18 protein-coding genes and 1 riboswitch are annotated in these 20,109 nt (G+C 46.1%); of the genes, 5 read left to right on the forward strand and 13 right to left on the reverse strand.

Going from position 1 to position 20,109, the window contains the following annotated elements; translation table 11 throughout:
• The first annotated feature begins 58 nt into the window (after positions 1–58).
• Complete coding sequence (locus tag ACGHCT_RS21815) at positions 59–1,501, forward strand: D-alanyl-D-alanine carboxypeptidase family protein (RefSeq protein ID WP_390437495.1); 1,443 nt, start codon at positions 59–61, stop codon at positions 1,499–1,501.
• A gap of 23 nt (positions 1,502–1,524) precedes the next feature.
• Here ACGHCT_RS21815 and ACGHCT_RS21820 read toward each other — a convergent pair whose 3' ends face one another.
• The gene (locus tag ACGHCT_RS21820; RefSeq protein WP_154261339.1) at positions 1,525–2,478 is read right to left on the reverse strand and encodes a 3'-5' exonuclease; all 954 of its coding nucleotides are present in this window, start codon (positions 2,476–2,478) and stop codon (positions 1,525–1,527) included.
• Positions 2,479–2,598: 120 nt separating this feature from the next.
• Positions 2,599–3,951: a uracil-xanthine permease family protein gene (locus ACGHCT_RS21825; RefSeq protein WP_154261340.1), complete on the reverse strand. Its 1,353-nt coding sequence runs from the start codon at positions 3,949–3,951 to the stop codon at positions 2,599–2,601.
• 334 nt (positions 3,952–4,285) lie between these two features.
• Between ACGHCT_RS21825 and ACGHCT_RS21830 the strand changes: the two genes are divergently transcribed.
• From ACGHCT_RS21830 to ACGHCT_RS21840, 3 genes are read left to right on the forward strand one after another with little or no spacing between them, the layout of a single operon-like run.
• Positions 4,286–4,729 carry an Rrf2 family transcriptional regulator gene (locus ACGHCT_RS21830; protein WP_154261341.1) on the forward strand — a complete coding sequence of 148 codons (444 nt, stop codon included), beginning with the start codon at positions 4,286–4,288 and terminating at the stop codon, positions 4,727–4,729.
• Between the two features lie 16 nt (positions 4,730–4,745).
• Complete coding sequence (locus ACGHCT_RS21835) at positions 4,746–6,113, forward strand: FAD-dependent oxidoreductase (RefSeq protein ID WP_154261342.1); 1,368 nt, start codon at positions 4,746–4,748, stop codon at positions 6,111–6,113.
• Between the two features lie 35 nt (positions 6,114–6,148).
• Positions 6,149–7,465: a cytochrome c biogenesis protein/redoxin gene (locus tag ACGHCT_RS21840; protein WP_154261343.1), complete on the forward strand. Its 1,317-nt coding sequence runs from the start codon at positions 6,149–6,151 to the stop codon at positions 7,463–7,465.
• A gap of 87 nt (positions 7,466–7,552) precedes the next feature.
• On the opposite strand, the gene ACGHCT_RS21845 is transcribed toward ACGHCT_RS21840, so the two are convergent.
• The 7 genes from ACGHCT_RS21845 to ACGHCT_RS21875 form a co-directional block, all read right to left on the reverse strand.
• Positions 7,553–8,371 (reverse strand): alpha/beta hydrolase, encoded by an 819-nt coding sequence (locus tag ACGHCT_RS21845; protein WP_072854332.1) that lies wholly within the window; start codon positions 8,369–8,371, stop codon positions 7,553–7,555.
• A gap of 24 nt (positions 8,372–8,395) precedes the next feature.
• A complete protein-coding gene (locus ACGHCT_RS21850; protein WP_072854333.1) occupies positions 8,396–8,992 on the reverse strand; it encodes an SOS response-associated peptidase in 597 nt (198 codons plus the stop codon).
• A 168-nt stretch (positions 8,993–9,160) separates the two neighbouring features.
• A complete protein-coding gene (locus tag ACGHCT_RS21855; protein WP_072854334.1) occupies positions 9,161–10,114 on the reverse strand; it encodes a hypothetical protein in 954 nt (317 codons plus the stop codon).
• Positions 10,099–10,944, reverse strand: coding sequence for a nitrogenase iron protein NifH (locus ACGHCT_RS21860; protein ID WP_390437496.1), 846 nt, complete (start codon positions 10,942–10,944; stop codon positions 10,099–10,101). The genes ACGHCT_RS21855 and ACGHCT_RS21860 overlap by 16 nt, the downstream gene beginning before the upstream one ends.
• A complete protein-coding gene (locus ACGHCT_RS21865) occupies positions 10,941–11,741 on the reverse strand; it encodes an ABC transporter ATP-binding protein (RefSeq protein WP_072854336.1) in 801 nt (266 codons plus the stop codon). The genes ACGHCT_RS21860 and ACGHCT_RS21865 overlap by 4 nt, the downstream gene beginning before the upstream one ends.
• Entirely contained in the window at positions 11,738–12,754 is a 1,017-nt protein-coding gene (locus ACGHCT_RS21870; RefSeq protein ID WP_072854337.1) for an iron ABC transporter permease, read from the reverse strand. Before ACGHCT_RS21870 ends, ACGHCT_RS21865 begins: the two co-directional genes overlap by 4 nt.
• On the reverse strand, positions 12,751–13,902 hold the full coding sequence (locus ACGHCT_RS21875; RefSeq protein ID WP_390437497.1) for an ABC transporter substrate-binding protein: 1,152 nt from the start codon (positions 13,900–13,902) through the stop codon (positions 12,751–12,753). The genes ACGHCT_RS21870 and ACGHCT_RS21875 overlap by 4 nt, the downstream gene beginning before the upstream one ends.
• Positions 13,903–14,031: 129 nt before the next feature.
• Positions 14,032–14,148: riboswitch (cobalamin riboswitch) on the reverse strand.
• A 145-nt stretch (positions 14,149–14,293) separates the two neighbouring features.
• On the opposite strand from ACGHCT_RS21875, the gene ACGHCT_RS21880 reads away from it, so the two are divergent.
• Complete coding sequence (locus ACGHCT_RS21880) at positions 14,294–15,220, forward strand: LysR family transcriptional regulator (protein WP_390437498.1); 927 nt, start codon at positions 14,294–14,296, stop codon at positions 15,218–15,220.
• Positions 15,221–15,337: 117 nt separating this feature from the next.
• Here the strand turns inward: ACGHCT_RS21880 and ACGHCT_RS21885 are convergent, their stop codons facing one another.
• The 4 genes from ACGHCT_RS21885 to buk are packed head-to-tail and all read right to left on the reverse strand — an operon-like array spanning position 15,338 to position 20,060.
• Entirely contained in the window at positions 15,338–16,723 is a 1,386-nt protein-coding gene (locus tag ACGHCT_RS21885; RefSeq protein ID WP_072854338.1) for a sodium-dependent transporter, read from the reverse strand.
• 50 nt (positions 16,724–16,773) lie between these two features.
• Positions 16,774–18,063 (reverse strand): MFS transporter, encoded by a 1,290-nt coding sequence (locus ACGHCT_RS21890; protein WP_103710853.1) that lies wholly within the window; start codon positions 18,061–18,063, stop codon positions 16,774–16,776.
• 17 nt (positions 18,064–18,080) lie between these two features.
• Positions 18,081–18,977 carry a phosphate acyltransferase gene (locus tag ACGHCT_RS21895; protein WP_072854340.1) on the reverse strand — a complete coding sequence of 299 codons (897 nt, stop codon included), beginning with the start codon at positions 18,975–18,977 and terminating at the stop codon, positions 18,081–18,083.
• A gap of 21 nt (positions 18,978–18,998) precedes the next feature.
• A complete protein-coding gene (gene buk / locus ACGHCT_RS21900; RefSeq protein WP_072854341.1) occupies positions 18,999–20,060 on the reverse strand; it encodes a butyrate kinase in 1,062 nt (353 codons plus the stop codon).
• Positions 20,061–20,109: the final 49 nt, after the last annotated feature.

The following is a 20,109-nucleotide window of genomic DNA, read 5'->3' on the forward strand; positions in this document are numbered from 1 at the left end:
TATATAATACAAAATCATCTATAATGGGTTTAGATTTTTACAAAAGCGAGGATATACCATGAAGAAAAAGATACGGCCGTTACTATGCTGTGCCCTGATTATTACTGCCCTGACCGCAGGCTTCCCGGCATCCCATGTGCTGGCAACACCGACTGATACCCAGGCAGACGCTGCGGTGAATCAAGAGGACGGAACCGCAGAGAATACACCTACTCAGCCGGCCCTTCCTGAGTGCTATAACTGGCCCATACAGTCCAATGAGACGGAGGGATGGCCCCAGGGCCCGCAGGTACAGGCAGAAACCGCAATTGTTATGGAAGCAGATTCAGGCTGCATACTGTATGCCAAAGGGATCGATGAAAAGCGGGAACCAGCCAGCATCACTAAAATCATGACCGCTCTTGTAGCCCTGGAACACAGCCGGATGGATGAACAGGTGACCTTTTCCCACAATGCAGTCTTTAGTATAGAACAGGGAAGCACACACATAGGGATCAAAGAAGGGGAAGTTCTTACCATGGAACAGTGCCTCTATGGAGTCCTACTTGCATCCGCCAATGAAGTTTCTAACGGCGTTGCTGAGCATGTGAGGGGCAGCATAGAAGGGTTTGTGGAGATGATGAATGAAAAGGCCCGGGAAATCGGATGCAAAAACACACACTTTTCCAATGCCAACGGACTCCATAATGAAGAGCATTATACAACCGCCTATGATATGGCTCTGATAACCCAGGCCGCACTGAAAAATCCAACGTTTCGGTCTATTATGAGCACAGACCACTTTATTATCCCTACCACTAATATCACTGACGAGGAAAGATGGCTGAACAATCATCACAAAATGCTCCGTGAGACAAAGTTTCACTATGAGGGATGCATCGGAGGAAAGACAGGATATACAACAGATGCAGGCAACACCCTGGTAACCGTTGCGGACAGAAATGATATGGAACTTATCTGCGTTACTCTAAAAACGAACGCCAATGCAGTTTACACCGACACGGCTCTGCTCCTGGACTATGGTTTTAATAATTTCCAGAAGATTGCCCTGTGTCAGAAAAAACAGCAGATCTCTGTGCGCCTCCTGCCTTTCGACCGCCAGTTTTATTCGGAACATGCCTCCGGTACCATTGGCGAATATCAAAATGACGCTTATGCTGTTATTCCCAGCGATATTCAGATGGAAAACCTCACCAAACAGGTTTCCATAAAAAAGAATCTGGAAGAGACAGAGTACTATTTTAATTCTAAACTAATCACCAGGCGCCTTCTGTCCCTGTCCTCAGTCCTTACGTCCCAAAGCCCTGAGAATGCTGTGAATCTCCTGACAGACACCCTTACAGATCATACTGACGGCAATATCATCACCAAGTTCAAAGCACTCCCCTCCTGGAAATATCCGGTACTGGGAATCCTGGGTTTTATACTTATCTTTTATATTATCTTGCTGATTCTTAGAATAAAAAGAAGAAAAAAGAGACGAAGGAAAAGAAAAAAATAAAGAGCAGCATCTGCATCAGGGGATTATTTCCCCTGATGCCTTTTTACCTTCCTCTTTCTGCGAAGCAGCTCCCTTTTTTCCCGAATCATCTTCGCCTCATCCTCGTCGGTGAGCTTTAGCGTCTTTACTACATAAGTCATCCCGTCATCCGTCTTCTTCATCCGTATCTTCCCTTTCAGATATCCATGTTCCGGGCATATAGCCAGACAAAAATGATTCTTCGTGTTCATGGAGAACCACCGGATTTTTTTCTTCGCTGATTTTCCGCACACAAAGCATCTGGTACTCACTACTTCACGGTCCTTCATGGCATCTTCTTTGGTTCGAAATTCTCTGGACACATACTTCTCATATTTTTCATAGACAATATGAATCTCCTCCGACTTCTTCTTAGGATTCTGGTACGTATCCAATGAGAAATTAGCCCACATACAGTCCGCTGAGATGCGCTTTAATATCTCCGACGTATAAAAAGCATCTGCCAGGGCTCTGTGAAAGTCCTCTCCCTTTGGGATCTCAAGGTAATCCGTGGCATACTCCAGGGATTTCCGGCTTTTCCCGTCCTCGTAAGAGATACTGAACAGCTTCTGCACATCAAAAAAACGCACTGGCCCCTCCAGCAGCTCCAGCTGTCCGTAAAATTTCATATTCCGCTGAAGCTCTGTGAGATCCATTGCCCCCCAGGTACAGAAACAGGCGTCCGGACCGCACCACTCCAAAAAATCTCTGAGTGCCGAGGGAAAGGTCACCCCCTGGTTCAGACTTTCCTTATCTATTCTGATAATCTCCTGCGTTCTGAAGTGCATCTGTTCATATACCACAGGCTTGATAATCCGGTGAAATCTTTGGGATGTCTCCCGGTTTTCATTTAATTTGACTGCCCCTATTTCAATAATCTCAAAAGGAAGGTGCTTATTTTCCTTATCCTTTCCATTGGGGCACTGATTCCATTCCAAATCGAAAACAATATAATCCATATGCTACCTGCTATTTTCTGATATACCCATTGGGGACGGGGGAAAACCGGTTTCCCCCGTCCCCAATGGAACACTGTTATCGTGAACTGCTTTCGATTTTATCAGAATACATGGCTAAAGTCAATTTGCTGCTTGCTGCTCCTCTTTATCTTTTGGCAGAATAATGTTCAAAAGGACTGCAACCAGAGTAGCTATGACTACCGGAGACTTGCCAAATATAGTTGTCACCCATGCCGGAAAAGAGGATAAAGCGGCAGATGCCTGTGCGATCCCCATACCGAGGGCAGCAGCCAAACCTACAATTGAAGTATTCCGGTAAGTCATCTTCTCAGAGGTCACAAGCTTCATACCCGTCATAGCGATAGATGCAAATACGGATACAGTGGCCCCACCCAGAACACACTGGGGAATCGTTGTAAGGAGAGCAGAAAACTTTGGTATCAGCCCTGCCACCCCAAGGATTACAGCAGCAAGCCCAAGCACACAGCGGTTAATTACCTTTGTAGTTGTAACGATACCAACGTTCTGACTATATGTAGCTGTGGGAAGTCCTCCGAATACTGCTCCTATAATATTCATAACACCATACCCCACAATCCCGTTCTGCAGTTCATTGTCATGAGGCTCCCTGTCCATACCGCCGATGGTGGTGGCAGAAAAATCTCCGATGGCCTGGATGGAGTTAATCCCAAAAAGAAGTCCGATGGCTACACAGGAAGATATCTCAAAGTTTATTCCGAAGTGCATCAGCTTAGGCATCTGGACAATCCCCGCTTCCGCTACGCTGGCAAAGCTTACCATACCAAAAAACGCAGATACAATATAACCTACAATAATTCCGATAAGTATAGATGACAGCTTAAAAATCCCCTTGCCAAAATGGTTTAGTACGGTTACCACTATAAGGGTGATGATGGCAACCAGCCAGTTCTGCCAGGAACCATAATTTTCACTGTTTGCTCCACCTGCCATGTAATTAATGGCTGTGGGATACAGAGAAAGCCCAATGGTAAATACCACCGTACCAGTGATAAGCGGAGGAAAAAACCTTCGGATTTTCTTTACCAGCACTCCTACCACAATAGCTACCACACCGCCTACAATCTGCGCCCCCAGGATGGTGGCCACCCCAAATCCCTCGGCAATGGCCTGCATACTCGGCACATATGCAAAGCTCACCCCCATAATCACTGGCAGCCCCGCACCAATGGCAAACTTCTGCCTCTTCCCGATGGGAAAGAGCTGCAGCAGAGTAGAGATAGCTGACACAAACAGAGCTGCCTGAACCAATATTACCTTATCCGCACTGTTCAGCCCGCCCCCGCTTACCGCTCCCGAAACAATAAGAGCCGGGGTCACACACCCCACGATCATTGCTACAACATGCTGCAGCGCCAGCGGCACTGCCTGTTTTAAACTGGGCACACCATCCAGTTCAAAAATGCTTCCTTGTCCTATCCTTGCTTTTTCCATGATAGAAATCCCCCAATACATTTTTCAATTACCCTTAACAACCCATTAGCAGTTACGTTTATTAACATTGTATCACATTTTATACAATACTACAAATATTTTTGTATTTTTTCTTATAAAATACAAAAATTTTTAGGTTTTCTTTACTTCCTCTTCGTCAGCCTGCATAAAATCCTTTTATTTTCCATTATATAATAGTGAAATGATACGGATTCCTCCATTAATGGCCGGCGCTCAAAATAAATGCCATATTCTATGTTGACATCTATAATTGTATATGATATAGTTACAGTATTAAATGTAATTAATTTTATTACAGTTAGGAGAGCGAAAAATGAATAGTGATTTTTGTGTTGCCGTACACGGGATGGTCTATCTGAACCATAAGAAGTGTCAGCTGTCCAGTGATGAGCTGGCAGACAATATCTGCACCAACCCCGCACGGGTAAGAAAGGTAATGGCAAAGCTAAAGAAGAAGAACCTGGTACTAACTAAAGAAGGAACTGTGGGTGGGTATTCCTTTCAGGGGGATCCATCCTGCGTCTCATTGGCAGATATTGCGGAAGCCCTTGACCTAAAATTTGTGGAAACTTCATGGAGAAGCGGCAGTATAGATATGGACTGCCTGGTAGCTTCCGGGATGGGTGACCTTATGGATGAGATTTTCCAGGATCTGAACCAGGATTGTCTGGAGAAGCTCAGCAGAATAACGATTCAGGATCTGGATTCCAGAATCTTTAATTGCCGGAAAAACTCTCAGCAAACGGATAAAGAATAAGAAAAGGGGTGTATTTATGAAACAATATGACAATATTATGATAGGCTTTGGAAAAGGCGGGAAAACTTTGGCAGGAGCGCTGACCGCCGGCGGACAGTCCGCTGCAATCATCGAACAGTCAGACAAAATGTACGGAGGAACCTGTATTAATGTAGCATGCATTCCCACAAAATCCTTGGAGCACAGCGCCAGATTGTCAGCGGTTCAGGGTGGATCCTTTGAGGAAAAAGCAGAGCGTTATGCCAGGGCTGTGGAAGAAAAGCGGAGATTAACCTCTATGCTCCGGGAAAAGAATTATCAGAAAGCAGTGGGGGCTGGTGTGGATGTAATTCTGGGAAAGGCCAGCTTTCAGGATAAAGAACATATTGCTGTGACAAAACCAGATGGTACGACTGAACTAATCAAGGGAAGAAGGTTCTTCATTAATACAGGCGCACGTCCGTTTATTCCCCCGCTTCCCGGCATAGAGGGAAACCCTTATGTATATACAAGCCAAACTTTAATGGAGCTTGATACCCTTCCCAGTCATCTTGTCATTATTGGGGCTGGATATATTGGATTGGAATTTGCTTCCTACTACACGAATTTCGGTGCCAAAGTAACTGTCATCCAGGATAAAGATCGTTTTATGCCAAGAGAAGATGAAGAAGTGGCGGAAGCTGTTTTGAAAAGCTTCGAAGAGCGGGGAATCCTTCTGCTGCCCAATGCCTCTGTAGCCTCTGTGGATGCCGGTAAGGATCATGCTGTTGTATCTGTTAAGACAAAAGAAGGCACTCAGACTCTCACCGCCCAGGCCGTCCTGGTTGCCACTGGACGCCGTCCTAATATCCAGGAACTTCAGCCAGAAAACGCAGGGGTTTCACTTACTCCCAGAGGCGCTGTCCTCACCGATGACAGGCTGAGAACCTCCAACCCCAATATCTGGGCCATGGGAGATGTTGCCGGAGGGCTTCAGTTTACTTATATCTCTTTGGATGACTCCCGCATTGTAAAGTCACAGATATTAGGCAATGGGGAAAGAACCACAAAAAACCGGGGTGAGATACCCTATTCTGTCTTCCTGGATCCACCATTTTCCAGAGTAGGACTTACGGAACAGGAGGCTAGAGAACAGGGCCATGAAATCATGATTGCCAAATTGCCGGCAGCCGCTGTACCGAAGGCGCAGATTCTGAATAAACAGACAGGGCTTTTGAAAGTAATTGTGGATGCCCAATCCGGACTTATTCTGGGTGCTCATTTATTCTGCACAGAGTCCCATGAGATGATTCAGATTTTCAAACTAGCCATAGATGCACATCTCCCCTACACAGTGCTGAGGGACAGTATCTATACTCATCCAACTATGAGTGAGGCTATCAATGACTTATTGGCAGGCATTTGAGATACCTGCATACAAATATGAATTAGGAGGTAACTATGGGCTTTTCAGTTGAAACCAGTATTCCTGTACTGACCGTATTTTTACAGGGTCTTTTAAGCTTTTTCTCGCCCTGTGTTCTTCCGCTGGTTCCGCTGTATATCAGCTACCTGGCCGGAGGAGCAAAGAGAGTAGATGATCAGGGACGTATTTTTTATCCCAGGAAAAAGGTAATGTTAAACACTCTCTTCTTTGTAATCGGCATCAGCTTTACTTTCTTCCTGCTGGGTATGGGGGTTACCTCCCTGGGCAGATTCTTCAGTGATAACCGCATCTGGTTTGCCAGAATCAGCGGAATTGTTATGATATTCTTTGGTCTTTACCAACTGGGTCTCTTCGGAAGATCTAAAAAGCTGGACCGTGAACACAGACTTCCCTTCCAGCTGAACCGCTGGAGTATGAATCCTGTAACAGCTTTAATTCTGGGATTTACCTTCAGCTTCGCATGGACACCATGCGTAGGCCCTACTCTGGGCAGTGTCCTCTTAATGGCTTCCTCTTCAGGATCTTCACAGGCAGGTATGCTTCTTATCGGTGTTTATACCCTGGGGTTTGTCATCCCATTCTTAGCAGTGGGTCTGTTCACCGGTGCAGTCCTGGGATTCTTCCGCAAATATCAGAAAGTAGTTCAGTATACGGTTAAAGTAGGCGGAATTCTGCTGGTATTTATGGGTATTATGACTCTCACGGGAATGATGAACGGCATTACCAGTTACCTGTCCTCTCAGGGAACATCTGCCCAGACACAAACAGAGCAGCCGGCTGCGGAGAAAAAAGATTCCGACGGAGAAGATAAAGATAATCATTCTGTCTCTGACTCAGATACTTCTGACACTGCAGAAGCAGAGGAAAATAAAGAAGAAAAAACACCTGCACCTGACTTTACCCTGGTGGATCAGAACGGAGAAACCCACAAGCTCTCCGATTATAAAGGAAAAACTGTATTTCTGAACTTTTGGGCGACCTGGTGTCCGCCCTGCCGCCAGGAGATGCCGGATATTCAGGCCCTCTACGAAACATACGGGGAAAATAAAGAAGATCTTATTGTACTTGGAGTAGCCAATCCCAAGACCAACGATCATCCCAACAACCAGGATGAGACCCAGGAGAAAGTGGCCGGGTTTTTGAGTGAAAACGGATATACTTATCCCGTTGCTATGGATACTACGGGGGATGTTTTCAGCGCTTACGGGATCAGCTCCTTCCCAACCACTTTTATGATAGACAAGGAGGGAAACGTATACGGATATGTGAGCGGCGCCATCACTGCGGATATTATGGAAAGTATCGTAAAGCAGACAATGGACGGCGAATAGAAGTTCTTCTATAATAAATAATAACCTGCGTGATGCAGAAATTACAGACCCTGGGCACATTGATAATGCATTAGTCTTTGCATGTGTCTAGGGTATCATTGTATCCACCCAAGCCCCGGCCAGCTGCATCCAAATTTCGCATTCTTTTTGGATCCCTCTCCCGTCCATGCTCATTGACAACCTTCCTGCAGTACCCAGTCCATGAATCCCCCTGGGGAAGAGGTGAAACTCGGTTGGTATTCCATTTCTTCTTAATGCCTCTACAAAAAGCAGAGAGTTCTCTACCGGTACCGTCTGATCTTCAAAGGTGTGCCAGATAAAAGTTTTCGGAGTATCCCGGTCTACCTGCAGTTCCAGTGACATCTCCCGTTCCAGTTCATTACCGGAGCCTCCCAAAAGATTGCGGAAACTCTCCCTGTGCCCGTAAACGCCGGAGGTTATAACAGGATAGCTGAGAATCAGCCCATTAGGTTTCGTCAACCAGGCATCCGTGCCCAGCAATTTCCATAACTCTTTCTTTTTCCAGAATACTCCGAGACTGGCCGCCAGATGCCCCCCGGCGGAAGAACCCTGAACAATAATTTTATCCGGATCAATATACCATTCTTTTGCCCTCTCCCTGAGGATCTGTACTGCGGCGGCGGCCTGCAGAAGTGCTGTGGGATATACTGCCGGTGCCACAGAATAACGGAGGACAGCGGCATGGAATCCCATGGCCATAAACTTTAGGGCGATCCCCTCTGCCTCCCGATCTGAAGTCATAGCGTAAGCACCGCCGGGGCATATAAGTATCACCGGGCGTGTCAGCCCATTATACAATTCTTCGGAGTTGCTCCACAGATAAGTATAAAGTACAGCCGTATCCGATGCATCCGGCACTTTAATTTCCATTCGTTCGTGTAACATATGAATCTCCCTTTCCCTACAATCTTATCTCACATCCAGAGGGAGCCGCTCCTGATAATACCCGCTCACCCTCTGCAAATCCAGTGATTTTCTCTTCTGTATTACAGCGGCCTTTTCCCTGGAAAAAACCCAGTCCCTAATTTCCTCCCGCTCCAGAACCAGAGGCATTCTGTCATGTACGGGCTTCATACATGCATTGGCCTCATCTGTCAGAATTACAAATCTTTCCTCTCCCTGGAACGAGTTATAACACCCCGCCAGGTACATGACTCTGTCCCCATCCCTTGTAAAAGTGAATTTATTTTTGTGCCTGTCCCACTCATAGAAGCTGCTGACCGGAATTACGCAGCGCCGCTGTTCCATACTTCCCCGGAACATCCTCTTTTCATACGCAGACTCCTGACGTGCATTAAAAATCACTCCTTTTCCCTGATATCCCGGGAATCCCCAGACAAATATCTCCCCGCACAGCTCCTCTTCCCTCCCTGTCACTACCGGAGCCGCCTGATTGGGATACACATCCCTGGCTCCCTTCCACTCTCTAAGCTTGCGGTCTGCATACCTGACCACTTTCAGAATCTCTTCAACCATATCTTCATCAATGTAATATCTGCCGCACATAAAAGGTTCCTCCATTTATTTTAAATCTGCCGAGTACCTTTACTTATTATAAGCAATTTTCATGCTCTGATGCAACGGCAATCCCTCTGTACCCGGAAAGTTCCTTCTGGCAGACCTCCGCCTACTCCCGCAATCCAGATATACTCCTCCCCCGGCAGATTTTTTTCTCTAATTCCTTTCCCGTAAAGCAGAATCATGCTCCAGAAGGTTAACTCTCTCGGATTTTAAGTTTCCCAAACCCCGTGAATATTTTTCCGCAAACATCTGTCCCAGCTTCAGCATAGCCTTGGACGCACCCTCAACAGCAGGCGCAAATCCTGTATTGCCCAGATATATCCCTTGTATTCCCATATCCCCCAGCAAAGAAACTATTTCCTCAAAGTCAACACCTGCCATATACAAAGGGGGAGTTCCCAGGATACAGCACAATTTATTGTTTTGGGCAGTCTCTCCTATGGCTCTGCTTATATCATATTCCAAATGTCCATTTAGCTGTACATCGCAGATACGGGTGTAAAGTACGCTGTCTGTACAGGAAGCACATCCCCCGGGGGTCAGCAGATATGCCTGGCAGTCGTAGTAAGAAAGTATGTCCAGAATACCGCTGTAGTCTGGCCTCTGCGGCACAAACTCCATGCGGCCGGAGCATAATTTCTGTCCTTCCCATTCGGAAGGAATCTGTTTAAGTATCTTCTCCAATTCCTCCATAACGGAGATCCGCCGTTTCACCATAGGTCCCCGGAACAGAGTATACACAGGGATCCCCTGGGGGTTCTCCAGTTCCCCTTCCAGCCCATCCTGTGTCCACCCGGTCAATACCTCCATACAGGAGGGATAGAGAATAACCGCCCGAATCCCCTCCGTAAGAAGTGCTTTCTGGACACACGCTCTAATCTTACTGTCCTGCTGCCCTCCTCCATATTCCCATGGAGTGATATAACAAAAAAAGAACTGTTCCAGCCGGTTCAGTTCCCTGGCAATTGTATAAAGGCTCCAGATGCATCCGTAAGTCCCTGATGCGACTAGTGCCACTCCGTCTGTCTGGAGAATACGCCTGGCTGCAGAACATCTGCCCTCCGCATTTTCCCCTTCCATTTTAAGTATTTCTATAATCTCTCCCATAATTCTACTCCTATTTTGCTGATTTCCTGCCGGAATTCATCCATTTCCAGCTCGCTCAGGGGCCTGACAGCATCCATGCTTCTCCCTGCTATGATATGTGCCGCCAGATTTTCCAGAACCCGGCACACATGTGTCTTAGGGTACCGTTCCTGCAGTAGCTCCTGCCGGTAATCCGCCGCCTTGATCTGAACAGATTCCTCCAGACGGGCACAGATTTCAGCCCCTGTGAGTTCTGAAAACCTTCTTACAGGTTCTTCCTCTGAGACACCTTTCAAGTGATTCAGAACCAGACCGCCCATTCTGACACCCCCGTATGCATAGGAAGCAACTCCTCTCATGATATTGTTTGCCGCATATAGTGACATAAAGTCAGGCGAAGTAACGATATATACCTTATCCACAAAGTGCTTGCGCATAGGCATTGCGAATCCCCCGCAAACCACGTCACCAAGCACATCATACAGAATCACATCCCAATCCTCCTTTAGAATTCCCAGACAGTCCAGGGTATCCGCCATTGTAGTAATTCCGATACCGGCGCATCCGCGCCCTGCTCTGGGTCCCCCGGCCTCTATACACCATACCCCGCATGATGATTGAAACAAAATATCCTCCCGCCTTATAGTCCCCTGATGCTCCAGCTGCTGTTCCAGAACTGTTGGAATTCTCCGCCCCATCAGCAGACGTGTTGAGTCAGCCTTCGGGTCGCACCCAATATGAAGAACCTTTCTGCCCTCCGACGCCAGAACAGCTGAAAGATTAGATGCTATTGTAGATTTTCCGATGCCTCCCTTTCCATAGAAAGCAATTCTTTTTGTTTTCTCACTCATACTATCTCCCTGTAATCATCACAGACATCCTTACAAATACAAATTTTTCTGTTTAACTCTTCCATAAAGACCAAGTCCAGTTTGGCCCTGTACAACCGGCTCAGATTGTCCTCTGTCATTATATCGGCTGCCTTTCCTGTTATAAACTCTCCCTCATCGTTAAGGATCCCAACCTCTCCCTCAAGAAGCAGGACATGATCAGGCATATGGCTTGTCATCAAAATGCCGAACCCTTTCCCGGCAAGCTTCATAATCATCTTCATCATACGCATTTGGTTCCCATAATCCAGATGGTTGGTAGGTTCATCCATAAGAATAATATCCGGCTGCTGGACGATGGTTCTTGCAATCATTACCTTCTGGGCCTCACCGCCGCTCAGCTCCGTGTAAGGCCGATCTGCCAGATGGATGATCTCCATTTCCTCCAACACTTCCTCCGCCATGCGATAATCTTCTCCTGATGGTTTTTCAAATGCTCTCAGATAAGGAGCCCGGCCCATAACTACAAAGTCACGGACCAGATAACCGTATGCAGCTGTGTGTGTCTGAGGTACATATCCGATTTTTCTGGCAACCTCTCTCTGTTCCATCCTGTGCAGAGAAACACCGTCAAGACAAATTTCTCCTCTGCAGGGTCTGAGCAGATTGGCAATACATTTTAAAAGTGTTGATTTTCCCGCTCCATTAGCCCCCAGGACAGAAAAAATCCTTCCCTTGTCCAGAGTAAAAGATACATTTTTAAAAAGAATTCTGTCTTTTCCATAAGAAAAGGATACGTCCTTAATTTCTAACTTCATGATAACTCCATCCTTTGTTTCATCAGCAGGTAAAAATAAAAGGGTGCCCCAATGAGTCCGGTTAATATACTTAATGGAAGCTCCGCACTTGTCAGAATTCTGGCCAGTGTATCAACCAGCAGCAAAAAAGCAGCCCCCAGCACCCCTGATACCGGGATTACCCTGCAGTTATCTGCTCCGGATATTATCCGGCTGAAATGGGGGATAACAAGCCCAATCCACCCGATAGTTCCGCTGATACATACTGCACTTGCAGTAAGCACCGTCGCACATATGATAATCAGCCCTCTGGTTCTTCCAATAGAAACCCCAAGGGTCTTTGCTTCCTGTTCGCCCAGGGACAGAAGATTTACCCTCCATCTCAAAATAATCAGTATGCCTGCTGCCGCTGCAACCGGGGGACCCACCCACACAATATCCCTCCACACCGAATCAGCCAGACTTCCCAGCTGCCAGTGGGTGATGGATGCCAGCTGTGTCTCCGGATCTGCAAGATACTTCAAAAGTCCCAGAATAGAATTCATAAACCCACTGATAATAACGCCGGCCAGCACCAGCGTCATCATAGAAGAATTCTTCACTACCTTCGGAATCAGTGTAGCAATCCCTACTGCCAGAATCCCCCCGGCAAAGGCAGCCACTTGAACAATTATAGAATTTCCGCCGAATAATATAGCCAAAGAGGCCCCTGCACACGCACCGGAGGAGACACCCAGCATATCCGGAGCTACCAGGGGATTTTTAAATACTCCCTGATAAGCAGCTCCCGAAAGAGAGAGCGCCCCTCCCACCATAAGGGCAGTAAGTATTCTGGGCAGCCGAAGTGTCCACACCACACTTTCAGCCTGCGCATCCCAGGATACCGGCAGGGATACCGCCTTTGACAACAGTATTTTGACAACGGTAACCGGATCAATATGGTATCTTCCCATCCCAGCGGCAGTCACTGCAAGAAGTGCTGTTCCTGCCGCCATTGCTGTCAGTACCATCCTAAATGATTTTTTGCTTTTCATGGTTTTTTACTGGAGGCATTAGCTTCACTCTGCATTATCTGCCCCAAATCTTCCTCTGTGAGTTCATAATTAAAGTAGGTTTTAAAGTATTCCTCTAGTTCTGTTTCCATATGAATATCCCCGAAAATCTCCGGCTGTATCAGCACAGCAAGCCACTCCATCATCAGAGGTGTTTCAACCCCAGGAGCATCCCAGCGGTAAAGTCCCATAGGTGCTTTGTATACCCGGCGGTTTACCACTGCATTAACGCTGCTCCAGTCCTGGCCGTCTATCTTATTCTCATACAGATCAGAAGGGAGGAAGGTATCAAAGTTGCTCAGTAAGATAATATCCGGATTAATCTCCAGGATTTCTTCCATTGTTATCTGTGTGCTGTCCCCGGCCACATTATCCGCTCCTGCCAGCTCCAGAGCCTCTTTTATAAAATTGTCATTCCCCTGGAGATCCAGCTGGGCATTCCGCAGATAGAGAACCTTGGGCTTGTCTGCCTGCTCTACCTTATCGCTGTACGATTTTATTTTCTCATATGTATCCGTATAGGCATCCATAAACTGCTGGGCACGGTCCTCCTTTCCCAACAACTGACCCATAGCCTTAAGGCTTGCCTGCAGTTCCTCAACCGTCTCGTTTTTTACCATAATGGGCGCAATGCCTAATTCCTTCAGCTGCCTGGCCTCATCGGTCTCATAATCCCAGATAACCGCAGCCTGAATCCCCAGATTTACCCATTCTTCCATATTAATAGAAAAATCTTTGCCGATACTGCTGGTATCTGCGGTACCATAATGGGGATCCAGCTTTTCCAGAAAACACCCTGTATAGGCGCTCATAGCGGTGGGATGTATGGCGGTCAGCCGTTCAGAACTTCCGTCTATGGCATAGATAACCGAGGCCCAGGGAATAGGCACCACTGCAATCTTGGAGAGATCCTCCGGAACCTCCACCACATTCCCCGCTGCATCTGTTACTGTGCGCGTTCCCTGTGATACTTCTTTTTCTTTCCCATTCTCCTTACCCTGTGTCTCCTGCCCCTCTGTACTGTCCTTCTGTGTCTTGCCCTCAGAACCACATCCGCCCAGTACGGCAGCTCCCATAAGAATGCACATCATTGCAGCTGCCAGTTTTGTCTTCCACTTCTTGTTTTTCATGTCTTCATTCCCTTCCTTTGTCAATAAAAAAACCTCTCCACGGGAACATGGAAAGGTTACAACGACAACTACATCGTCAAACCCTTATCCAATGACCCGTTGGATAGAGTTTACCAACAAAATATTTAAGTATCCTGGCTTGACTTCAACATCTGAATATGACTTCCCGGACGTAATGTCCAGTGTCCTGCTATATCCGACTCCGTCTTACAGTGGCGGCACCGCATCGGTTTTTCACCGATTTCCATAAAATATTTTGCTTATAATTTCTTGTATTGTATCACACAAAGGATAGGGAATCAAGAATTGTTCCTATCTGCATTTTTCATTGCCAGCTATCAATTTTTTTGATAGTATAGACTCAAAATAACAAAGAGGGAACCATATCATAATGAAAATGACCTTGCAGAACTTAAAATATATTATAGAAATAGCAGACAGCAATTCCTTCTCCAGAGCGGCAAAAAACCTTTATGTATCTCAGTCAACCTTGTCAACCGCTGTGCAGGAAGTAGAACAGAGTCTGGGCATACGCCTTTTTCACCGGAGCAACAGAGGCGTAACTCTTACCTTTGACGGAGAAGATTTTATCAGGTATGCACGAGAGATAGTAGAAAAATCTGAGTATTTGGAAAATCGATATCAGACGAAAAATCTTCTGCTCATGCATTTTTCCGTCTCCTGTCAGCACCTGCCCTTTGCGGTAAGAGCTTTTAATAAAATGCTGAATGAATTAGAACTATCCAATTTTGATTTCGCCATACGGGAATGCAATACAGCTTCCGTTATACACGACGTAGCATCGGCAAGAAGCGAGATTGGTATTCTTTCCTCCACAGAAGATCACCTGGAAGCGCTGAGAAAGAATCTTTCTTCCTATGATCTGGACTATACCCAGCTTGCAGTACTTCCCTGTTACATATTTATTCGGTCAAAACATCCTCTGGCTCATAAAAAACATCTCTCCTTAAAAGACATGGAATCCTTCCCCTTTGTCACCTATGACCAGGAAAACAGCCACTCTCATTTAACAGAAGAAATACTATTCTACAATATACTCAGTAGAAATATTCATGTAAGCGATCGCTGTACAAAGATAGCCTTAATCCGGAATACCGACTGCTTCAGCATAGGATCCGATTTAACAAACAGCAATGCAGATGCATTTCACAAAGGTCTGGGGGAAATCATCCCAATCCCTTTGGAAGAACCACTTGGGTTCCTTCATGCAGGATATATCACAAAAAAGCAATATCCCTTAAGCCAGACCGGCATCTCCTACCTGGAGCACCTGAGACATGAAATTGCAACCTTATAGTATAATTTGGGACGTGTTCCTTTTAGAAAGAACACGTCCCAAATTAGGATCAGGGTGTCCCTTTTTCGGACTGACCTGTCCCCTTTTTATAGTTTACCTTCTCCTATTTGACACATGCTACTTTATAAACCCAAACACATTCAGCAGCACAATCACTAATATCACCGGACAGATTACACAGGCAGAAAATTTATCATACCAGGTTATTTTACCATCCCTTCCATCCTGCAGAAGCTCTTTCCCGTACCGATCCATCCCCCAAACCTTTACCGTGAAAAAGCAGATAAGCAGACAACCCAAAGGCATTAAAAAGTATCCGGTAAAGCAGTCCAGCCAGTCATAAAAATCATACATCTGAATCCCCGTAGCAAACGGCCAGGGCAGCTTTACATTCTTTAATGCCCCGAATCCAAGAGAGACAAAAATACTCAAAAAATATACTACACTAGAAGTTACGACCAGCGCTTTTTTGTGAGTTGTCTTCAAAATTTCCTGTACATATACCGTAGGTATCTCTATAACCGTGACGTATGTAGAAATTACCGCAAAAAACAGCGCTGCAAAAAACAGTGTCCCCACGGCCCTTCCCCCCGGAAGATTGCCGAATATCATAGTCATTGCCTCGAACACCAAGGCTTTACCTGAAGTCATCTCCATACCGCTGCCAACCACTGATGGTATTACCAGAAGCCCTGCCACAAAGGCAACCATGGTATCACAAAAAATCACCATGAGAGAATCCTTCTTTATATTATGGGACTCTGGTATACTGGCCCCCAGCGTGGAATAGATCCCGCACCCTATCCCCACCGAAAACATTACCTGAGAGCAGACATCAGCAAAAACTTTCCAGGTAAAGTCATGAAAATCCGGTACCAGATAATACCTCAATCCCTTAGCCGCCCCTGGTATCTTAATCAATGCCCAGACGGCACAGGCAAGCAGAATAAAGAGCAAAGCAGGCATGATAACTTTAGAAACCTTTTCCACCAGCTCTGTAATTCCGCTGAATAACAGAAACACAACCAGAACCATAACAATCCCGGCATAAATATTAGGTGAGACGGCTTTTTCAATATGCCGGTCAAAAAATGTACTAGGATCCGTCCCAAAATCAACCCCGGTTGCAAATGCCACAAGATACTTAAGCACCCATCCGCTGACAACAATATAAAATACACCCACAAAAAATTCACAGAGTATATTGACAGCACCCACAAAACGGAATTTTTTATTTACGCTTCCGTAGTCCGCGGCCGCGTTGGACTTTCCATAGCGGCCCACAGTACTCTCCATCTTCACTATAGGATATCCAAACACCACCGACAGGATAATATACGCCACCAGAAAGGCGCCCCCTCCTCCTGCATAGGCGAGATAAGGAAATCTCCATATATTCCCAAGTCCTATGGCTGCGCCAGCCGCAACCATAATATAGCCAAAACTATTCCCCCACTGAGCCTTCGTATGCTCCGGATTACTCTCCAATTTAGTTTCTCTCATAGATCCTTCTCCTTTTTTCGGATTAAAAGATGCTGGCCGGCTTTCTATTATTAAGCGCTTTCTATATCAAGTTTTACATCTTCTGCTTTTTTGCACTTTTTGGACATTCTGATAATCATAAAAGCCGCTCCAATTCCGATTACCAGAACTATAGTCTGAAATACAAACATATACGTATAGGCAGTCTTCCCATAGTTATCCAGCCAATGCCCAAACAAAGTAAACTGAAACAAATCCGGGGAGAAGCCTAACGCTGCTGCAATTCCAATGGTAGAAGCAGTGTATTCCCTGGCAACTCCTGCTTCCGTAATCGTAGCATAATAGGCACCTCTTCCTACATATACAATCCCTGAAAGTACGATGGTAAGGGTAATAAGAACCACTGCATTTACTCCCGTCTTTGCATTCAGCAGATAGACAAACCCTAAGATTCCCACAATATACACGCCTATGAGTACCTTTGAGGGGGACTTGATTTTGTCTGTCAGCCATCCTCCCACCGGCGCCCCAATAAGTGTCATGCCATGCTGTCTCAGGATCGCTACCCATCCGGTAAACACTACGGTAACCCCCAATACATCAGTAAAATAAGGGGTAAAATATGACATGGTAGTCAAAAATGAGTAAACTGCAAAGATACTGATTCCAACCAGCCATGTGGCAGGATTCTTAATAATTACAAGAAAATCTTTTCCCAGATTCCCTTTCGGAGCCTCTGCAGGGGATACTTCTGCCTGAGACACTTTCTTCTTTTTCGGGTTATCCAGAACAAAGGCTACAATAGCTGTCAGGACAAAGGAAAGAAGTCCGATTCCAATAATAGCTGCCTTCATGCCTGCCACGCCTTCCAAAAATTTAACATATACAGCCATCATAATAGCGTTAAAGATTATATTAAACAATCCGATCATAGATTCATTGATACCGAAAACCTTTCCCTGGTTCTCATCCGTGGCCAGCTCCCGCACAATCTTTATGTGAGTGGGGTAATTCATAAACAGACTGGATACTGCGAATCCAATCCAGCAGATAACTGCCATCACATAGTTCGGGCTGATTACAAAGATTAATGACAGCACACCATTTAAAAACACAGATGCAACATACACATATTTATAATTGAATCGATCGGCTACCCATCCGCCGATAGGTGCGCCGAATATATTCCCGAAACCATAGATGGTCAGAAGCAGACCCATCTGTACATTCGTCGCCCCAAGAAAATCCTGAAATGGATTATACCAGATATACTGTATAAACGGCACAATATAAACAATTGACCAGCAGGCCCCCAGCACCACCAGGGTGAAAAGTACTTTAAAAGATAACTTTTTTTCCAATTTTCGCTCCTCCTCTTCTACTTGGCAGCTGCCAGACAGGCCAAGGCAATAGAATTGATTTTAATTTCCGGTGTGTCAGATCGGGATCCGAGAATCACAGGGGCTGCAGCACCTAATACAATTCCCGCCCATTTTGCCTGATTAAAATGCAGCCAGGATTTCCCCATAATATTTCCCGCCTCTATATTAGGGAAGATCAGCAAATCTACATCCCCCGCTATTTTACTCTGAATACCCTTGTGTTCTGCCGCAGCTTTATCAAAAGCAATATCAAATGAAATGGGACCTTCCGGAATACAGGGAGGAATCTCTCCCTTTGCAGCCATCTCTGTTAAAGCTGCAGCCTCTACTGTGGAAATCACTTTTGGATCCAGCATTTCATTGGCTGTAAGGATGGCTGTCTTAGGCCGCTCCAGTCCAAACTTCTTCATTGCTTCCAGCGCATTGGTCATAATTACCTTTTTTTGTTCCAGATCCGGGGCCACATTAATCCCGCTGTCAGATGCATAGATAAGCTTGTGATACTGTGGCAGCTGGTAAACTGCAAGAAGGCTTAAAAGCCGGCCGGTCCGCAGTCCATATTCCTTGTTCAGAATTCCCCTCATATAAACCGCGGTATTCACAAGCCCTTTCATAAGAACATCCGCCTCCCGGTTATGTACCATAGTTACGGCCTTCACCAGAGATTCTTCCTCGCTGCTGCACCCTACAATCTCATAATTTTTAAAACCGATTTCTTCTCCAACTGCCGCTATTTTCTTTTCATTTCCCACGAGAATAGGATTGATAAATCCCATCTCTGCCGCATCTCTGACGGCTGTCATAACCGCCCGGTCCTCTGCGACTGCTACACATACCTTTCTGGGTTCTGTCCGCTTCACCTGATCCAGCAGGTCATCAAAATTTTTAAGCATACTCTCCTCCATTCCTCATCCCTACAGATACTCCTTCGCCTCTTCTTCATGATTCAGTACTCTTAGAGCTCCCAGCGCCAGCGCTTCCATCTCCATTTCCCCAGGTACCACCTCAATGGGGGCCAGGTAAGAGATTCTATCCGAAACCTCTGACACGACTTTCTGAGAATATGCAATTCCTCCTGTAAAAATTATTCTGTCAACCTTTCCTCTCAGGCTTGCTCCATAGAGTGCAATTTCCTTTGCCACCTGATAGGTAAACGCCCGGAAAATAAGGCCGGCTTTTTCATCCCCGCTCTCTGCCATTTCCTCTACCTCTACCATATCCTTAGTTCCCAGGTAGTCATACATTCCTCCGCAGGAGCTAACCTTCCGGACCATCTCTTCCCGTGAATATCTGCCGGAATAGCATAGCTCGATCAGCTGATAGGTGAGAAGGCCGCCGCTGCGCTCCGGTGAGAAAGGCCCGTCAGTGCGTCCCCCGCTGCCGTCTATCATCCTGCCTTTTTCATGAGCCACAATAGAGATGCCTGACCCCAGGTGGGCCACGATAAAGTTAAAGTCTTCATATCTCCCGCCCATTTTCTCTGCTGTCTTTCTTGCCACTGCTTTGTGGTTCAGGGCATGGAACCAGCTTTTTTTCTCTAGATCTGATATCCCTGTTATCCTTGCAACATCCTGCATCTCATCCACAGCTACAGGATCTACCACAAAGGATGGTGCGCCTATGGCATCCCCAATATTCCGTGCAATTACTGCCCCCAGATTCGAGGCGTGCTCTCCGTTTACAGCGTTCTTTAAGTCCTCTACCATACGGTCATTCACCCGGTAGGTTCCCCCCGGAACGGGACGCATAAGACCGCCTCTTCCCACCACACAGGCAAAGGAATCTAAGGAATGACCCGCTTCTTCCAGCATTTTTGTAATGATACCTGTCCGGTATTCATATTCATCAAAAACTGTAGGAAATGGCTGTAAATCCTCTCCCGTATGCTTTATGTTCCTCTTCAGAATTTCCTGTCTGTCTTCAAAGACAGAAAATTTAGTAGAGGAACCCCCGGGATTAATCACTAAAATCTTCATGTTCCATCCTCACTTCTCAGTACATACTTTTGATTATGGATGTTCTAGC

This window comes from Lactonifactor longoviformis, from assembly GCF_042848515.1.
Lineage (GTDB): Bacteria > Bacillota > Clostridia > Lachnospirales > Lachnospiraceae > Lactonifactor > Lactonifactor longoviformis.